21 protein-coding genes and 1 pseudogene are annotated in these 15,931 nt (G+C 67.3%); 17 read left to right on the forward strand and 5 right to left on the reverse strand.

The genetic code is table 11. The annotated features are described in order from the left end of the window. The first annotated feature begins 157 nt into the window (after positions 1-157). A pseudogene (locus RR1_RS18475) lies at positions 158-3,450 on the forward strand (arabinosyltransferase domain-containing protein). Between the two features lie 111 nt (positions 3,451-3,561). Here RR1_RS18475 and RR1_RS18480 read toward each other — a convergent pair. From RR1_RS18480 to RR1_RS18495, 4 genes are all read right to left on the reverse strand, one after another. Then, the gene (locus tag RR1_RS18480; RefSeq protein WP_010840052.1) at positions 3,562-4,449 is read right to left on the reverse strand and encodes an ABC transporter permease; all 888 of its coding nucleotides are present in this window, start codon (positions 4,447-4,449) and stop codon (positions 3,562-3,564) included. 83 nt (positions 4,450-4,532) lie between these two features. Beyond that, positions 4,533-5,375, reverse strand: coding sequence for an ABC transporter permease (locus RR1_RS18485; protein ID WP_010840051.1), 843 nt, complete (start codon positions 5,373-5,375; stop codon positions 4,533-4,535). Beyond that, a complete protein-coding gene (locus RR1_RS18490) occupies positions 5,372-6,523 on the reverse strand; it encodes an ATP-binding cassette domain-containing protein (protein ID WP_010840050.1) in 1,152 nt (383 codons plus the stop codon). The genes RR1_RS18485 and RR1_RS18490 overlap by 4 nt, the downstream gene beginning before the upstream one ends. A 116-nt stretch (positions 6,524-6,639) precedes the next feature. Then, on the reverse strand, positions 6,640-7,143 hold the full coding sequence (locus tag RR1_RS18495) for a hotdog fold domain-containing protein (protein WP_010840049.1): 504 nt from the start codon (positions 7,141-7,143) through the stop codon (positions 6,640-6,642). Positions 7,144-7,778: 635 nt separating this feature from the next. Between RR1_RS18495 and rpsJ the strand changes: the two genes are divergently transcribed. The 16 genes from rpsJ to RR1_RS18575 all read left to right on the forward strand — a co-directional run bounded on the left by rpsJ (position 7,779) and on the right by RR1_RS18575 (position 15,576). Beyond that, complete coding sequence (gene rpsJ / locus RR1_RS18500; RefSeq protein ID WP_003938093.1) at positions 7,779-8,084, forward strand: 30S ribosomal protein S10; 306 nt, start codon at positions 7,779-7,781, stop codon at positions 8,082-8,084. Between the two features lie 27 nt (positions 8,085-8,111). Then, positions 8,112-8,765 carry a 50S ribosomal protein L3 gene (gene rplC, locus RR1_RS18505; RefSeq protein WP_010840047.1) on the forward strand — a complete coding sequence of 218 codons (654 nt, stop codon included), beginning with the start codon at positions 8,112-8,114 and terminating at the stop codon, positions 8,763-8,765. Then, positions 8,762-9,439, forward strand: a complete 678-nt coding sequence (rplD, locus tag RR1_RS18510) for a 50S ribosomal protein L4 (protein ID WP_010840046.1) — start codon at positions 8,762-8,764, stop codon at positions 9,437-9,439. The genes rplC and rplD overlap by 4 nt, the downstream gene beginning before the upstream one ends. Beyond that, positions 9,436-9,741: a 50S ribosomal protein L23 gene (gene rplW, locus RR1_RS18515; RefSeq protein ID WP_010840045.1), complete on the forward strand. Its 306-nt coding sequence runs from the start codon at positions 9,436-9,438 to the stop codon at positions 9,739-9,741. The genes rplD and rplW overlap by 4 nt, the downstream gene beginning before the upstream one ends. A gap of 36 nt (positions 9,742-9,777) precedes the next feature. After that, a complete protein-coding gene (gene rplB / locus RR1_RS18520) occupies positions 9,778-10,611 on the forward strand; it encodes a 50S ribosomal protein L2 (protein WP_010840044.1) in 834 nt (277 codons plus the stop codon). Positions 10,612-10,625: 14 nt separating this feature from the next. Beyond that, positions 10,626-10,907 carry a 30S ribosomal protein S19 gene (rpsS, locus tag RR1_RS18525; protein ID WP_010840043.1) on the forward strand — a complete coding sequence of 94 codons (282 nt, stop codon included), beginning with the start codon at positions 10,626-10,628 and terminating at the stop codon, positions 10,905-10,907. A 17-nt stretch (positions 10,908-10,924) separates the two neighbouring features. Further along, the gene (gene rplV / locus RR1_RS18530) at positions 10,925-11,329 is read left to right on the forward strand and encodes a 50S ribosomal protein L22 (RefSeq protein ID WP_040775243.1); all 405 of its coding nucleotides are present in this window, start codon (positions 10,925-10,927) and stop codon (positions 11,327-11,329) included. Then, positions 11,329-12,129, forward strand: coding sequence for a 30S ribosomal protein S3 (gene rpsC, locus RR1_RS18535; RefSeq protein WP_010840041.1), 801 nt, complete (start codon positions 11,329-11,331; stop codon positions 12,127-12,129). The genes rplV and rpsC overlap by 1 nt, the downstream gene beginning before the upstream one ends. Before the next feature lie 3 nt (positions 12,130-12,132). Then, the gene (rplP, locus tag RR1_RS18540; protein ID WP_010840040.1) at positions 12,133-12,549 is read left to right on the forward strand and encodes a 50S ribosomal protein L16; all 417 of its coding nucleotides are present in this window, start codon (positions 12,133-12,135) and stop codon (positions 12,547-12,549) included. Further along, positions 12,549-12,788 carry a 50S ribosomal protein L29 gene (rpmC, locus tag RR1_RS18545; RefSeq protein ID WP_010840039.1) on the forward strand — a complete coding sequence of 80 codons (240 nt, stop codon included), beginning with the start codon at positions 12,549-12,551 and terminating at the stop codon, positions 12,786-12,788. The genes rplP and rpmC overlap by 1 nt, the downstream gene beginning before the upstream one ends. After that, positions 12,785-13,066, forward strand: a complete 282-nt coding sequence (gene rpsQ / locus RR1_RS18550; protein ID WP_010840038.1) for a 30S ribosomal protein S17 — start codon at positions 12,785-12,787, stop codon at positions 13,064-13,066. The genes rpmC and rpsQ overlap by 4 nt, the downstream gene beginning before the upstream one ends. Positions 13,067-13,200: 134 nt before the next feature. After that, on the forward strand, positions 13,201-13,863 hold the full coding sequence (locus tag RR1_RS18555; RefSeq protein WP_010840037.1) for a DUF4282 domain-containing protein: 663 nt from the start codon (positions 13,201-13,203) through the stop codon (positions 13,861-13,863). Between the two features lie 269 nt (positions 13,864-14,132). Next, a complete protein-coding gene (gene rplN / locus RR1_RS18560; protein WP_040775237.1) occupies positions 14,133-14,501 on the forward strand; it encodes a 50S ribosomal protein L14 in 369 nt (122 codons plus the stop codon). Further along, positions 14,501-14,818 carry a 50S ribosomal protein L24 gene (gene rplX / locus RR1_RS18565; protein ID WP_040775218.1) on the forward strand — a complete coding sequence of 106 codons (318 nt, stop codon included), beginning with the start codon at positions 14,501-14,503 and terminating at the stop codon, positions 14,816-14,818. Before rplN ends, rplX begins: the two co-directional genes overlap by 1 nt. Before the next feature lies 1 nt (position 14,819). Beyond that, positions 14,820-15,386, forward strand: a complete 567-nt coding sequence (rplE, locus tag RR1_RS18570; RefSeq protein ID WP_010840034.1) for a 50S ribosomal protein L5 — start codon at positions 14,820-14,822, stop codon at positions 15,384-15,386. A 4-nt stretch (positions 15,387-15,390) separates the two neighbouring features. Further along, positions 15,391-15,576, forward strand: a complete 186-nt coding sequence (locus RR1_RS18575) for a type Z 30S ribosomal protein S14 (protein WP_010840033.1) — start codon at positions 15,391-15,393, stop codon at positions 15,574-15,576. A gap of 138 nt (positions 15,577-15,714) precedes the next feature. Here the strand turns inward: RR1_RS18575 and RR1_RS18580 are convergent, their stop codons facing one another. Then, entirely contained in the window at positions 15,715-15,918 is a 204-nt protein-coding gene (locus RR1_RS18580; protein WP_051111321.1) for a hypothetical protein, read from the reverse strand. Positions 15,919-15,931 lie beyond the last annotated feature (13 nt).

The following is a 15,931-nucleotide window of genomic DNA, read 5'->3' on the forward strand; positions in this document are numbered from 1 at the left end:
AGTAAGTGCGGTCGGAGAAGCGCGTCAACCGTCGATGGCGATTTGAGACGTCCGACACATAATCGACAGTGGCCGTGCGGTTTTCGAGTGGGGCCGTACACGATCTTGCGGATTTGGTCACCTGTCCGGTTGGTTAGGCTCGCTTGCCGTGACGGACATGAATACGGCAACCGGACCGCCGACATCTCTTCCACCGGGCGCTCGCCGATACGGGCAGCGTCTGTACCCGCGAGGGGACCCGAGCCGCGCGCGACTGTGGGCGACCGCCACTGCAGTGGTGGGGATTCTTGCGGCGATCGCGATCCCATTCCTTCCGGTGCAGCAGACGGAGGCGAGGATCTCGTGGCCGCAGAACAATTCGCCGACCGGGGTGACGGCACCATTGGTGTCGTACACACCGACCGATCTCGAGTTCGGTATTCCGTGTGTGGCCGTCGGGGAGTCGGCCAGCGCGGGTGGTGGGACGGTGGTGTCGACCGCGCCGCTCGGGGCGGCCGAGCCGGACCGGTGGGCGTTGTCGGCGCGGGTGACGTCCGGCGAGGGCGACCAGCCTCGCAGGTTGGATGTGGTTGTCCGGAACACGGTTTTGCTGTCGGTGCCGGTGGAGTCGCTGTCGGGGGCCGGATGTGTGGTGTCGGTGTCGTCGACGCCGACTCGTACAGTTGCTGCCGTCACCGGTAGTGGTGATGGTGACGTCGAGCAGATTTTCGATCGGGATCTGCGGCCGCAGATGGTGGGGGTGTTCTCGGGCCTCGACGGTGCCGCGCCGGACGGACTGCGGGTCGACGCGACACTCGACACACGGTTCACGACGTCGCCGACAGTTCCGAAGCTGGCTGCGATGCTGTTGGCGGTGGCGGCGACTGCGCTCGCGTTATGGTCGCTGCACCGACTCGATGCCGCTGATGGGCGACGCTCGCGCCGGTTCCTTCCGCGATCGTGGTGGTCGTTCACCCGCGTCGACGCGGTGGTGGTCGGTGTGCTGGCGTTGTGGCATGTCATCGGTGCGAACACCTCTGATGACGGCTACCAGCTCGGAATGGCCCGTGCCGCGGGCGAGGCCGGCTACATGGCGAATTACTTCCGGTGGTTCGGTGTGCCGGAAGCCCCGTTCGGGACACCGTACTACGACCTTCTCGCCGCGATGACGCATGTCTCGACTGCGAGTGTGTGGATGCGGTTACCGGCGCTGGTGGCGGGTCTGCTCGCGTGGTGGTCGATCAGTCGAGAGGTTGCGCCGCGGCTCGGTGCCGCGGTGCGTCGAACATCGGTACCTCTGTGGACCGGGGCGTTGGTGTTCCTGGCGTTCTGGCTGACGTTCAACACGGTCTGCGGCCGGAACCGATCGTCGCGACTGGTGTGCTGCTGACGTGGTGCTCGATCGAACGAGCTATCTCGACCCGGCGTCTGCTGCCGGCGGCAGCAGCGATCCTGATCGGGGCGGTGACTGTCACCGCAGGCCCGTCCGGGATCATCTGTTTCGCCGCGTTGATCGCCGGCGCGCGCCCGATCGCTCGGATCATCGCTGACCGGGCCCGCGCCGTCGGGTACGCCCCGTTGCTGCTACCGATGGCCTCTGCCGGTCTCGTCATTCTGGTGGCCGTCTTCTCCGACCAAACCTTCGCGGCGGTGCGGGAGATGCAGCGTGTCCACGAGATTTCCCCCAACTCGCCGTGGTTCGAGGAGTACCTGCGCTACCAGTGGCTGTTCCAGGACGGCGCCGACGGATCCCTCGCGCGACGCTTCGCGGTCTTCACCATGGTGCTCTGTCTGATCACCGTGATCTTGGCGATGTTGCGTCGCGGCGGCCGAATCCCCGGTATTGCGCCGGGGCCGGCCCGGCGGATCGTCGGCATCACGATCGGCGCGATGGTGCTGATGATGTTCGTTCCCACGAAGTGGACCCATCATTTCGGGATCTACGCCGGCCTGGGGGCGTCGGTGGCGGTCGTCGCGGCGGTGGCGGTCGGGCCTGCGGTGCTGCGGTCTCGCCGCAACCGGGCCTTGTTCGCGGCAGCGGTAACCGCGCTCGTGTCGGTGTCCTTCGCCGGCCGGAACGAATGGTGGTATTTGTCGAGCTGGGGTGTGCCGTGGTTCGACAAGGCGCCCTCGATCGCCGGGAACGGATTCGCGGTCGCACTGTTGGCGGTGGCCGGCCTGCTTCTGGCAGTGGCGGCGTGGTTCCACATCCATCCGGTCGCCTCGACCCGCACCGACCCGCCATCGCGGTGGTGGGCGATTCCGCCCTTGACGGTGGCCGCTGGGGCCATGGTGTTGTTCGAGGTCCTCTCGTTCGCCAAAGCTGCGGTCTCTCAATATCCGGGGTACTCGGTCGCCCGCTCCAACGTCGACACCCTCGTAGGTGCGTCGTCGTGTGGTCTCGCCAACGATGTTCTCCTCGAAACCGACCCCAACGCGTCGATGCTGCAACCGTTGTCCGGCGCCCTCGCCACGGCCCTGTCCGCCGGTGGCGCGGACGGGTTCACCGCCAACGGCGTGGCACCGGACCTGACCCCGGACGACGAGGACCTGGCTTCCGGTACGGCGAACACCATCGACCGCACCGGCGACGACCAGAAGACCTCGGGAGAAACTGCCGGCACCGGCGGCGGCTTCGGCGGCGAAGGCGTCAACGGCAGCACTGTCGCGTTGCCATTCGGCCTCGATCCCGCCACCACACCGGTGCTGGGGAGTTACGGCAGCGACACCGCGGCTACTGTCACCACCGACTGGTATCGGCTGCCCGAGCCCGCGGCCGACGGCTCACGCGGGGACATCGTGTCCATCTCCGCCGCTGGCCGGATTCGCTCGGTCGATCGGGACGGCATCGAAACCTACGGACAGAAACTCGAACTCGAATACGGTTCGACCGACATTGGCGGCGCGGTCACTACGCTCGGGTCGATCGTGCCGATCGATATCGGTCCTGCACCGTCGTGGCGGAACCTGCGCGTTCCGCTCGAGCAGCTTCCGCCCGACGCCGATGTTGTGCGGATCGTCGCGGCCGACAACGACATCCAGAAGGACCAGTGGCTCGCCTTCACCCCACCCCGGGTGCCGCAGACCCGCACCCTGCAGGATGTTCTCGGTCGTGACACCCCGGTGCTCCTGGACTGGACCGTGGGCCTGAACTTCCCCTGTCAAGACCAGATGCTCCACGTCGACGGAGTCGCCGAAGTCCCCGAGTACCGGATCTCCCCGGACCGGCCCGGCGCCGTCGTCACCGGGCTTTGGCAGGACCACTACGGCGGCGGCCCGCTCGGCTGGACCCAGGTCCTGCTCGGTGCACGCACCATCCCGTCCTACCTGAACCACGACTGGGATCGGGACTGGGGCTCGATCGAACAATTCGTACCGATCGACCGCGAAGCGACCCCAGCGCAGATCCACACCAGCACCACCACCCGATCCGGCTGGTGGACACCAGGGCCCATCAATATCGACTCCTGACCGCAAGGCCTCGACCCTGCCGTCGTTTCGCGTCGTTCCCGCCCGCGCAAGGACGGGAACGACGCGAAGCACGGGCGCAGTTCGGCGAACCTTGTCCAGAGGCCGCGAGGGTCAGGACCGGTTGCCGGCGGCGCGGCGGTAACCGCGGATCGCGGGCCAGGCGAACAGCACGATCGCACCGAGCGACCACGCGAGTGCCTTGATCAGCGGCTCGGCGACAGGGCCACCGAGAGTGAGGCCACGCATCGCGTCGATCGCACACGACATCGGCTGATTGGCGACGAATCCCTGCATCCACGTCGGATACGCGCTCGTCGGGACGAACCCGGAGTTGAAGAACAGCAGGAACGACGTCGTCAGCGAGAGCAGTTCGACGAGCGGCACCTTCGAGGAGTTCACCGCGAGCGCCGTCACGAGCGTCGCGAAACCGATCCCGAAGAGCAGCGGGATGCACAGCATCATGATCCCGGGCAGCAGACCCTGATCGAACCGAAAGCCCAGTGCGAATCCCACCGACACGATCAGCGCCGTCGTCACGACGATCCGCACCGCCTCGGCGAGGAGTCTGCTCACGAGCCCCGCGGCGCGATGCATCGGCAGCACCCAGAAGCGCGCGAGCAATCCCTCGTCGCGTTCGCGGCGCAGCGCGAGCCCACTGGCGATCGATCCGAACATCGCACCGACGAGCGTCATCAGCGGGGTCGTGCCGTAGATGCTGTCGACGCCCGTCGCGTTGGTGATCGAGATGCCGAGCACCGCCCACAGCATGAGCAGCATCACCGCGGGATACACGACAGCCTGCACGATCGTGTACGGATCCCGCCGCCACCGCAGCAGCAGCCGGCCCGCCTGGATCCCGCTGTCGCGCAGCAGCGACCGCAGCGACGTCTCGGGGGCACGATCGGCGTCGGCGAAGCGCAGCGCGGCGCCGTGCCGGTCGTCGCTCACCGTCGCGGCCGCAGCCGGCGCGGGTGCGTTCGCGGGCTTCACCGTCGTCATGGGTGTGGTCCGGTCCTCCCTGATCTGAGGGTTCGCCGTGATCGGGGGGTCCGCCTGGTGCTGGGGTTCGCCGCGTGCCGGGGTCATCCGCGCCTCACATTCGCCCACACCGCGAGCGGAACGAACACCGCGAGCAGGCCCACACACCACAGCAACGACGGCGTCGCCAGGTGCCACGTGATCGATCCGTCCGCCATCGCGCGCATCGAGATCGAGAACTGCGAGATCGGCTGATTGCGGACGAAACCCTGCGCCCACTCGGGGAACTGGGTTACCGGAACGAACCCGGCCGAGAACATTCCGAGCACCAGTTGGGGGATCGTCAGTGTCTGGCTCGTGATCTCCGGCCGCCGCACCAGCGATCCGAGCGCGTCGGCGGCCGTCGTCAGGACGAACGCCACCAACAGCGCGAACACGCAGAACAGCACGGCGTCCCGAAGCCCCGACTCGAAGCGGAAGCCGATGACGTGGCCGTAGATCAGTGCCGCGGTGAGCGAGACCGTCGCGTGCGCGAGACTCGCCGTCATGCGCGCCGCGAGCGGAACCCCGGTCGTCACCGGCATCGTCTGGAACCGCGAGTTCATTCCGTTTGACGCCTCGGTCGCCGCGCGATGCGCCGCCGAGATCGCCGTGAACGCCATCGCCTGCAGCACGATGATCGGCATCACGAACTGCGCGTAGTCGATTCCCTGGAACCGCATCACGAGCCGCAACGGCAGATAGAAGCCGACGGTGAAGATGAGCGGCGCGAGCACGGCGACGAAGAACTGGCCGTACACCACCATCGTGTGCAGATTGCGGCCCGAGAGCGCGAGCCACTGCCGGCCGGCTCCCGTCAGCGTTCCCGCGGTGTCGGGACGCCGATGCCGGCCACCACGCCGCGACCCGGTCGGAGCTAAGAGCGAACCGTCGACGGCCGCCGTCACGAGTGCGGCCCCGTCGGCGCATCCCGGTGCTCGGCGCGGTCCGGCCGGGGCGTCGGGTGCGAAGCCGCGGGATCCCCGGGGGGCTCGGTGGTGGGCGCTGGGGGACCCGCGGGCTCCTGCGGATCCACACGCCGGGTCTCGCCGGCGGGCTCCGCGTCGGGCACGCCCGTGAGGGAGAGGAACACGTCGTCGAGCGACGGGCGGCGCAGCGCGACGTCGGCGAGCGGGATCCGCCGGGCGTCGAGCATCCGGACCACCTCGGTGAGGGTGCTCGCGCCGCCGGGAGCCGGGATCGCGACGCCGTCGGAATCCACGCGCACCCGATCCGATCGGCCGCCGAGCAGGTCGGTGAGCGCCGCGCGCACCGCGGGCAGCGCCGCGGGATCGGCGGGCACGACGTGGCACCAGCTCCCGCCCGTGCGCTCCTTGAGCTCGTCGGCGGTGCCCCGGGCGATGACGGTGCCCTTGTCGATCACGACGATGTCGTCGGCGAGGAGGTCCGCCTCCTCGAGGTACTGCGTCGTGAGCAAGATCGTGATGCCCTGCTCGCGCAGTGCGGTGACGAGCGACCACACGCCCTGGCGGCTGCGCGGATCGAGCCCCGTCGTCGGCTCGTCGAGGAAGATGACCTCGGGCCGCGTGACGAGGCCGCACGCGATGTCGACGCGCCGCCTCATGCCGCCCGAATAACCGGCGACCTTGCGGTCCGCGGCCTCCTCGAGGTCGAAGCCCGTGAGCAGATCCGCGGCGCGGGTGCGTGCATCCCGCTTCGACAGACCCATGAGCCGACCGAAGAGCACGAGGTTCTCGCGGCCCGTCAACGACTCGTCGAGCGCCGCGTACTGCCCCGTCATCATGATCGAACGCCGTACCGCGGCAGGATCGCTCGTGACGTCGTGACCGGCGACGAGCGCGCGTCCGCGGTCGGGGCGGATCAGCGTCGACAGGACGTTGACGGTCGTCGTCTTACCGGCACCGTTGGGGCCGAGCAGGCCGAGGACCGATCCTCGGGGGACCGTGAACGACACCCCCCGGATCGCGTGGACGTCGCCGAAGGACTTCTCGATCCCCTCGACGACGAGCGCGTCGTCGCCGCCCGTGCGCGTGCGTCCGGTCGGTGATGCTGCTGCCGTCTCGGGAGGTGGCATGAATCCGAGTATGTCATGCGTCACGAGCAGTCATGGAGGGTCCACACCGCCGTTCACCTGCGAATTTCACAGTAACGCCGAGGCGCTCTCGCGCGATGGAGCAGCCTCGGCGCAGCTCACGCGGGTGTGACCCACGTGGTGATCCGCGCCGTGACCACGGGGGTGCCGCGGCGATCACGGATCGTGATCGGAACGGTCAGGTCGACGCCCTCGGTCAGCGACGCGAAATCGGGAATCGCGTCCAGCGTCGCCTCGGCGGTGAGCGACGTCGTCGCCTTGGTGAGGTACTCGACGCTCATCTCCTTCGGGATCCATCGGTGCGTCGCGGGGACCGTCGCCTCGCACAGCATCCCCATCGACACCTCGGCCAGATTGCACGCGGCGATCGCGTGGAACGTCCCGAGATGGTTGTGCACGCCCCACCACTTCGGGGCGCGCACCACGCAGCGGCCGGGCTCCATCGTCTCGACGGTGGGCAGGATCGTGCCGAAGTACGGCACCCGCACGCTCATCCCCGCGGAGAAGAGGGCGCGGCCGAGGCGATTCGCGGGCAGCTTCTGCCACATCCGGTAGGTCGGGGAGGGCGGCGCGGCGGCGTCGGTGGGGGCCGGTGAGTTCATGGATGTGATCTTACTCATCGGTAAGTTCGTGTCACGTCGATCACGCTTCGCTCGCGTCGTCGCATCTCGCCGGCGCGTTCGCTACCCTCGAACGAGGCAGTGGTGTCGCCGAGCCGACGCACCGCCGGATCTCCGGGTCCGAGTGGGGCGAGTTGAAAGCGTTCGGGTCGATGCTGCATACTGTTCAGGTTGCCTTCGATCGGAACGTGGCTGCTCTGCGGCCACGGACCCACCGGGGCAGAAGTCGCGAGGTGAATCACGCGTTCCGCGCGTGCGCCGCCGGCGGCCGATGCAAGACGAGTTCTCCGGAACTCGACACTGCAACACGACAAACGAAGCAGTACCCCGCGCCCATCACGGGCGCATCCGGTGCGATCCGTCGTGCGTGTGTCCCTCGGGATGCATGCCGGGGGAGAAGCGGCGCGGCGACACGCCCGACCGCGTGGACCGGAGAACCATGACAGATGAACAGCGGCAGCGGATCGAGTCCACGCGCATGAATGTGCCTCGGTCGCGGAAGGTGTTCTCTCTGTTCGGGTTTCACGAGCTTCGGCTCGCGGGGTCACTGCGGCAGACGAGGTAGGACGGCTCGACCGGGCCGGGCTACACAACGCGGCAAGAAAAGGACACTCAGCGTGGCGGGACAGAAGATCCGCATCAGGCTCAAGGCCTATGACCATGAGGCGATCGACGCGTCGGCGCGCAAGATCGTGGAGACGGTGACCCGCACCGGTGCTCGCGTCGTCGGGCCCGTGCCGTTGCCGACCGAGAAGAACGTGTACTGCGTCATCCGCTCGCCTCACAAGTACAAGGATTCGCGCGAGCACTTCGAGATGCGTACTCACAAGCGGCTGATCGACATCCTCGACCCGACGCCGAAGACCGTCGACGCGCTCATGCGCATCGATCTTCCGGCGAGTGTCGACGTCAACATTCAGTGAGCCCGGAAGACGCAGCGGAGATAACACATGACTAACCAGATCAAGGGACTCCTGGGCACCAAGCTCGGCATGACCCAGGTCTTCGACGAGAACAACCGGGTCGTCCCCGTGACCGTCGTCAAGGCCGGGCCGAACGTCGTGACCCAGATCCGCACCGAGGAGCGCGACGGCTACAGCGCCGTCCAGATCGCCTTCGGCGCCATCGACCCGCGCAAGGTCGTCAAGCCCGTCGCCGGTCAGTTCGCCAAGGCCGGAGTCACGCCGCGCCGCCACATCGTCGAGCTGCGCGTGTCCGACGCCGCCGAGTACGAGGTCGGCCAGGAACTCACCGCCGAGGTCTTCGAGGACGGCGCGTTCGTCGACGTCACCGGCACCTCGAAGGGCAAGGGCTTCGCCGGCACCATGAAGCGCCACGGCTTCTCCGGTCAGGGCGCCTCGCACGGCGCACAGGCCGTGCACCGCCGTCCGGGCTCGATCGGTGGCTGCGCCACGCCGGGCCGCGTCTTCAAGGGAATGCGCATGTCGGGCCGTATGGGCAGCGACCGCGTCACGACGCAGAACCTCTCGGTCCACAAGGTGGACGCCGAGAACGGTCTGCTGCTGATCAAGGGAGCGATCCCGGGTCGCAAGGGCGGCCTCGTGATCGTCAAGAGTGCAGTGAAGGGTGGTGCACGGGCATGACCAGCACCGAGACCAAGTTGACGCTCGACGTCAAGATCGCCGGCGGCGGAACCAACGGCACCGTCGATCTGCCGGCGGAGATCTTCGACGCGACTGCCAACATCGCGCTGATGCATCAGGTCGTCGTCGCACAGCTCGCCGCAGCGCGGCAGGGCACGCACTCGACCAAGACGCGTGGCGAGGTCCGTGGCGGCGGCCGCAAGCCGTACCGCCAGAAGGGCACCGGCCGTGCGCGTCAGGGCTCGACCCGTGCGCCGCAGTTCGCCGGTGGTGGCACCGTCCACGGCCCCAAGCCGCGCGACTACAGCCAGCGCACGCCCAAGAAGATGAAGGCCGCCGCTCTGCGCGGAGCCCTCTCGGACCGGGCGCGCAGCGAGCGCATCCACGTGATCACCGAGCTCGTCGCCGGTCAGGTCCCCTCCACCAAGGCGGCCCGGTCGTTCCTCGGCGAGATCACCGATCGCAAGAAGGTCCTGCTCGTCGTCGGCCGTGAGGACATCGCGGCATGGAAGAGCGTGCAGAACCTCGAAGGCGTTCATCCGATCGCACCCGATCAGCTCAACACCTACGACGTGCTCGATTCCGACGACGTCGTGTTCAGCATCGAAGCGCTGAACACCTTCGTCCACGGGCCGGCCGAGGCAGCACAGGAAGAGAAGGAGGAGGCCAAGTGACCACGATCGCTGACCCCCGCGACATCCTGATCGCTCCGGTCATCTCCGAGAAGTCCTACGGACTGATCGAGGAAGGCACCTACACCTTCCTGGTGCACCCGGACTCGAACAAGACGCAGATCAAGATCGCCGTCGAGAAGGTTTTCGGCGTCACCGTGACCAGCGTCAACACCGCGAACCGTCAGGGCAAGCGCAAGCGGACCCGCTTCGGTTACGGCAAGCGCAAGAACACCAAGCGCGCGCTCGTGACCCTCGCGGCCGACAGCAAGCCCATCGAGATCTTCGGAGGGCCGGTCGCGTAGCGGCCGGACCTCGAGAGATTAAGGACGAGAAGACTCATGGCAATTCGTAAGTACAAGCCGACTACCCCGGGCCGCCGCGGCTCGAGCGTCGCGGACTTCGCCGAGATCACTCGGTCGACGCCCGAGAAGTCGCTCGTGCGCCCGCTGCACGGGCGCGGTGGACGCAACGCGCACGGCCGTATCACGACCCGTCACAAGGGTGGTGGACACAAGCGCGCGTACCGGCTGATCGATTTCCGTCGCAACGACAAGGACGGCGTGCCGGCCAAGGTCGCTCACATCGAGTACGACCCCAACCGCACCGCGCGCATCGCGCTGCTGCACTACGCGGACGGCGAGAAGCGCTACATCATCGCCCCCAAGGGCCTGGGGCAGGGCACGCGCGTCGAGTCCGGCCCGAACGCCGACATCAAGCCCGGCAACAACCTGCCGCTGCGCAACATCCCGACCGGTACCACCATCCACGCGGTGGAGCTCCGTCCGGGCGGCGGCGCCAAGATGGCCCGTTCGGCAGGCTCGAGCATCCAGCTCCTCGGCAAGGAAGGTCCGTACGCGACCCTCCGTATGCCGTCGGGCGAGATCCGCCGCGTCGACGTGCGCTGCCGCGCCACCGTCGGCGAGGTCGGCAACGCCGAGCAGAGCAACATCAACTGGGGCAAGGCCGGCCGCATGCGGTGGAAGGGCGTTCGCCCGACCGTCCGTGGCGTCGTCATGAACCCCGTCGACCACCCGCACGGTGGTGGCGAGGGCAAGACGTCCGGTGGCCGCCACCCGGTGAGCCCGTGGGGCACCCCCGAGGGCCGTACCCGCAAGAACAAAGCCAGCGACAAGCTGATCGTCCGCCGACGCCGTACCGGCAAGAAGCGCTAAGGAGGGAGTGAAGGATGCCTCGCAGCCTGAAGAAGGGCCCGTTCGTCGACGACCACCTCCTTGCGAAGGTGGACGTGCAGAACGACAAGGGAACCAAGCAGGTCATCAAGACCTGGTCCCGTCGTTCCACGATCATCCCGGACTTCATCGGACACACGTTCGCCGTTCACGACGGACGTAAGCATGTTCCGGTGTTCGTCTCGGACTCGATGGTCGGGCACAAGCTCGGCGAGTTCGCACCGACCCGCACGTTCAAGGGTCACATCAAGGACGACCGGAAGAGCAAGCGTCGATGAGCAACGCGAAGAGCTCGGTGAAGAGCAACGAAACCGCCAACCCGACAGCGAAGGCGATCGCGCGCAACGTGCGCGTGACGCCGATGAAGGCTCGCCGTGTCGTCGACCTCGTCCGTGGTCGTTCGGTCGAAGACGCCCTCAACATCCTGAAGTTCGCGCCGCAGACGGCCAGCGAGCCGGTCGCCAAGGTGATCGCGTCCGCAGCCGCCAACGCGGAGAACAACCTGGATCTCGACCCCAGCACGCTCGTGGTCGCCACGGCGTACGTGGACGAGGGCGTCACCCTCAAGCGGTTCCAGCCGCGTGCACAGGGTCGTGCGTTCCGTATCCGTAAGCGCAGCAGCCACATCACCGTGATCGTGGAGAGCCTGCCGAAGACCGGAACATCGACCCGCAACCGCCGGAAGGGAAGTGCTCAGTAGTGGGCCAGAAGATCAACCCGCACGGCTTCCGCCTGGGCATCACGACCGACTGGAAGTCGCGCTGGTACGCAGACAAGCAGTACTCCGAGTACGTCAAGGAAGACGTCGCGATCCGCAAGCTCCTGTCCAAGGGACTCGAGCGCGCCGGCATCGCGAAGGTCGAGATCGAGCGCACCCGCGACCGCGTTCGTGTGGACATCCACACCGCGCGTCCCGGCATCGTCATCGGTCGCCGTGGCGCAGAGGCAGACCGCATCCGTGCGGAACTCGAGAAGCTGACCGGCAAGCAGGTCCAGCTGAACATCCTCGAGGTCAAGAACGCGGAGTCGGAAGCCCAGCTCGTCGCGCAGGGCGTCGCCGAGCAGCTCAGCAACCGTGTGGCGTTCCGTCGTGCGATGCGCAAGGCCATCCAGTCGGCCATGCGTCAGCCGAACGTCAAGGGCATCCGCGTGCAGTGCTCGGGCCGCCTCGGCGGCGCCGAGATGAGCCGCTCGGAGTTCTACCGCGAGGGTCGCGTCCCGCTGCACACGCTGCGTGCGGACATCGACTACGGCCTCTACGAGGCCCGCACCACCTTCGGCCGCATCGGCGTGAAGGTCTGGATCTACAAGGGCGACATCGTCGGTGGCAAGCGTGAGCTCGCCGCTGGTGCCGCACCTGCCGGCGACCGCCCCCGTCGCGAGCGTCCGAGCCGTCCGCGCCGTTCCGGCGCAGCCGGCACGACCGCCACGAGCACCGAGGCCGGCCGCGCGGCCACCGCAACCGCCGATGCACCCACGACACAGCAGAAGGAGGGCTGACGCATGTTGATCCCACGTCGGGTCAAGCACCGCAAGCAGCACCACCCGAGCCGTACGGGTGCCGCCAAGGGTGGTACCAAGGTGACCTTCGGTGAGTACGGGATCCAGGCCCTCGAGCCCGCCTACATCACCAACCGGCAGATCGAGTCGGCTCGTATCGCCATGACGCGCCACATCAAGCGTGGCGGCAAGATCTGGATCAACATCTTCCCGGATCGCCCGCTGACCAAGAAGCCCGCCGAGACCCGCATGGGTTCCGGTAAGGGTTCGCCCGAGTGGTGGGTCGCGAACATCAAGCCCGGCCGGGTCATGTTCGAGATGAGCTACCCCAACGAGGAGATCGCTCGTGAGGCCCTGCGCCGCGCGATGCACAAGCTCCCGTGCAAGTGCCGGATCGTGACGAGGGAGGAGCAGTTCTGATGGCAACCACAGGTACGCCCGCCGCAGAGCTCCGCGAACTGTCGAACGAGGAACTCGTCGACAAGCTCCGCGAGTCGAAGGAAGAGCTGTTCAACCTCCGTTTCCAGATGGCGACGGGGCAGATGGACAACAACCGCCGGCTTCGCACGGTTCGCCACGAGATCGCTCGCATCTACACGGTGCTGCGTGAGCGGGAGCTCGGTCTCTCCGTCGGCCCGGACGCAGGTGACGTGGCATGAGTGAGGAAAAGAACGTGAGCACGGAGCAGCGCGGCAGCCGCAAGGTCCGCACCGGATACGTCGTGTCCGACAAGATGAACAAGACGATCGTGGTCGAGCTCGAGGACCGCCATCGCCACCCGCTGTACGGCAAGATCATCCGTACGACGAGCAAGGTGAAGGCACACGACGAGAACGAGATCGCCGGCATCGGCGACCGCGTCCAGGTCATGGAGACCCGTCCGCTGTCCGCCACCAAGCACTGGCGTCTCGTCGAGGTGCTCGAGAAGGCCAAGTAAGGCCCGTTCGGCACCCGCCGCGAACCTCGCGAGCCCGGCACCTCTCGGTGCCGGGCTCGTGTCGTCTCCGCGGTACTGTGCGCTCGGCGTTCCGGAGGACCGGAACGTGACCACGACCGCAGGGGGAGACACAGATGAACGACTCGACGAACGCCGGCGGCACCGATCCCAACGGCGGCGCCGAGCAGAGCGGCCAGCAGTACCCGGGTTCGCCGTACGACGCCGGCCAGCAGCAGGACCAGCAGGGCGCGCAGTACTACGGCGCTCAGCAGCAGCAGCAGTCGGGCGGTCAGCAGCAGCCGGGCGGCCAGCAGTACCCCGGGGCGCAGTACGGTCAGCCGCAGTACCAGCAGTACGGCCAGCCCGGAGCGTGGGGCGGGCAGCAGCAGTACGCGCACCCCGGTCAGCCCCAGCCCGGCCAGCCCCAGTACGGGCAGCCGCAGCCCGGGCAGTACCCGGCCGGATATCCGCAGCCGGGCGGTGCACCGACCGGTGGGTCGAGCGACACCGGATTCATGGCGGCCCTGTTCGACCTGTCCTTCAACCGCTTCGCGGCGCCGTCCGTCGTCCGTGTGCTCTACATCCTGCTCATGGTCCTCGTCGGTCTCGGCTACGTCGCGTTCGTCGCGGCGGCGTTCGTCGACGGCATCGTCTCGGGGCTCGCCACCCTGGTCGTGGGTGCGCTGATCGCCATCGTGTACCTCGCACTCGCACGGGTGAGCCTCGAGTTCGTCATCGCCGCGGTCCGGACTGCGCAGAACACCTCCAAGCTCGTCGAGATGGCCGAGAAGAAGTAGCCCGAATCCGGGACGGGGCAGCCCGCGCGGCCACCGCTGCTCGACCAGCAGCGATTTGGACACGAGCTGGGCTTTCCCTTAGACTGGAACGGTTGCCTCTGGCACTGCCGGAGGCGCGTGTGTCCGTCGCGTCGGCCGCGAGGCCGGATCGGCGGGCAGGACCGCGCGTGATCGGGTCGGATATCCGGCGCGCACGACGACTCCACACCGCGAACTCCCTCACGGAATTCGTGCGGCGTCGTCACACAATCCAGGTCAAGGAGAAGTCAGTGATTCAGCAGGAGTCGCGGCTGCGCGTCGCCGACAACACGGGTGCCAAGGAGATTCTCTGCATCCGCGTTCTCGGTGGATCGTCGCGCCGCTACGCCGGGATCGGCGACGTCATCGTCGCGACCGTCAAGGACGCCATCCCGGGCGGCAACATCAAGAAGGGCGAGGTCGTCAAGGCCGTCATCGTCCGTACCGCCAAGGAACGTCGTCGTCCGGACGGGTCGTACATCAAGTTCGACGAGAACGCCGCCGTCCTCATCAAGCCCGACAACGATCCGCGCGGCACGCGCATCTTCGGCCCGGTCGGCCGCGAGCTGCGCGACAAGCGGTTCATGAAGATCGTCTCGCTCGCCCCGGAGGTGCTGTGATGAAGGTGCACAAGGGTGACACCGTGCTGGTCATCTCCGGCAAGGACAAGGGCGCCAAGGGCAAGGTCATCCAGGCCTTCCCGGCGACCGGCAAGGTCCTCGTCGAGGGAGTGAACCGGATCAAGAAGCACACCGCCGTCTCGGCGAACGAACGCGGCGCGTCCTCGGGCGGAATCGTCACGCAGGAAGCCCCCATCCACGTCTCCAACGTCGCGGTCGTCGACTCCGACGGAAACCCCACCCGCGTGGGCTACCGGACCGACGAGGAGACCGGCAAGCGCGTTCGGATTTCCCGCAAGAACGGGAAGGACATCTGACATGACCACCACTGAGAACAAGCTCGTGCCGCGTCTGAAGACCCGGTACCGCGAAGAGATCCGTGACTCGCTGAACAGCGAGTTCGACTACGCGAACGTCATGCAGATCCCCGGCGTCGTCAAGGTCGTCGTCAACATGGGTGTCGGCGACGCAGCGCGTGACGCGAAGCTCATCAACGGCGCCGTCTCGGACCTGATCCTCATCACGGGCCAGAAGCCGGAGATCCGCAAGGCACGCAAGTCGATCGCGCAGTTCAAGCTGCGTGAGGGCATGCCGATCGGCGCGCGCGTCACGCTGCGCGGCGACCGGATGTGGGAGTTCCTCGATCGCCTCGTGTCGATCGCGCTGCCCCGTATCCGCGACTTCCGTGGCCTCAACGGCAACCAGTTCGACGGCAACGGCAACTACACGTTCGGCCTCAACGAGCAGTCGATGTTCCACGAGATCGATGTGGACAAGATCGATCGCCCGCGGGGTATGGACATCACCGTCGTCACCACCGCCACCAACAACGAAGAAGGCCGTGCCCTGCTCAAGCACCTCGGCTTCCCGTTCAAGGAGAACTGAGTCCATGGCGAAGAAGGCACTGGTCAACAAGGCCAACAAGAAGCCGAAGTTCGCGGTTCGCGCGTACACCCGTTGCCAGAAGTGCGGCCGTCCGCACTCGGTCTACCGCAAGTTCGGCCTGTGCCGAATCTGCCTGCGGGACATGGCACACGCGGGCGAACTGCCCGGCGTCCACAAGAGCTCCTGGTGAGCTGACGCCACACGGCGACAACCGAAAACGAAGGGCACGGACTCGAATCGAGTCCGTGCCCTTCGTCGTTCCGGGGTCTCACCCCCGGCAGTGCCCTGCTCCCACGCTACGTCCGGGAACTTCTCCTTGCCGATGCGATCATGTCGGCCGAGATGTCCACAGCGTGAACCCGGGCGCGTCCGGCAGCAGTGGCAACAACGCCTCCAGAGCGATCCCCGTGCCGGCACCCGCGTCCACCACGACGGGACGTTCCTGCTCCGGCAGCAATGGCACGAGCGGGGTAAGAGTGAGGAAGGCAGCGGGTGGCGTGAAGACGACCGCACGTGGGATCTCGGCTCGCATCGTCCCGTCGTCC

Origin of the sequence: Rhodococcus rhodnii NBRC 100604, from assembly GCF_001894925.1 — a bacterium.
Lineage (GTDB): Bacteria > Actinomycetota > Actinomycetes > Mycobacteriales > Mycobacteriaceae > Rhodococcus_F > Rhodococcus_F rhodnii.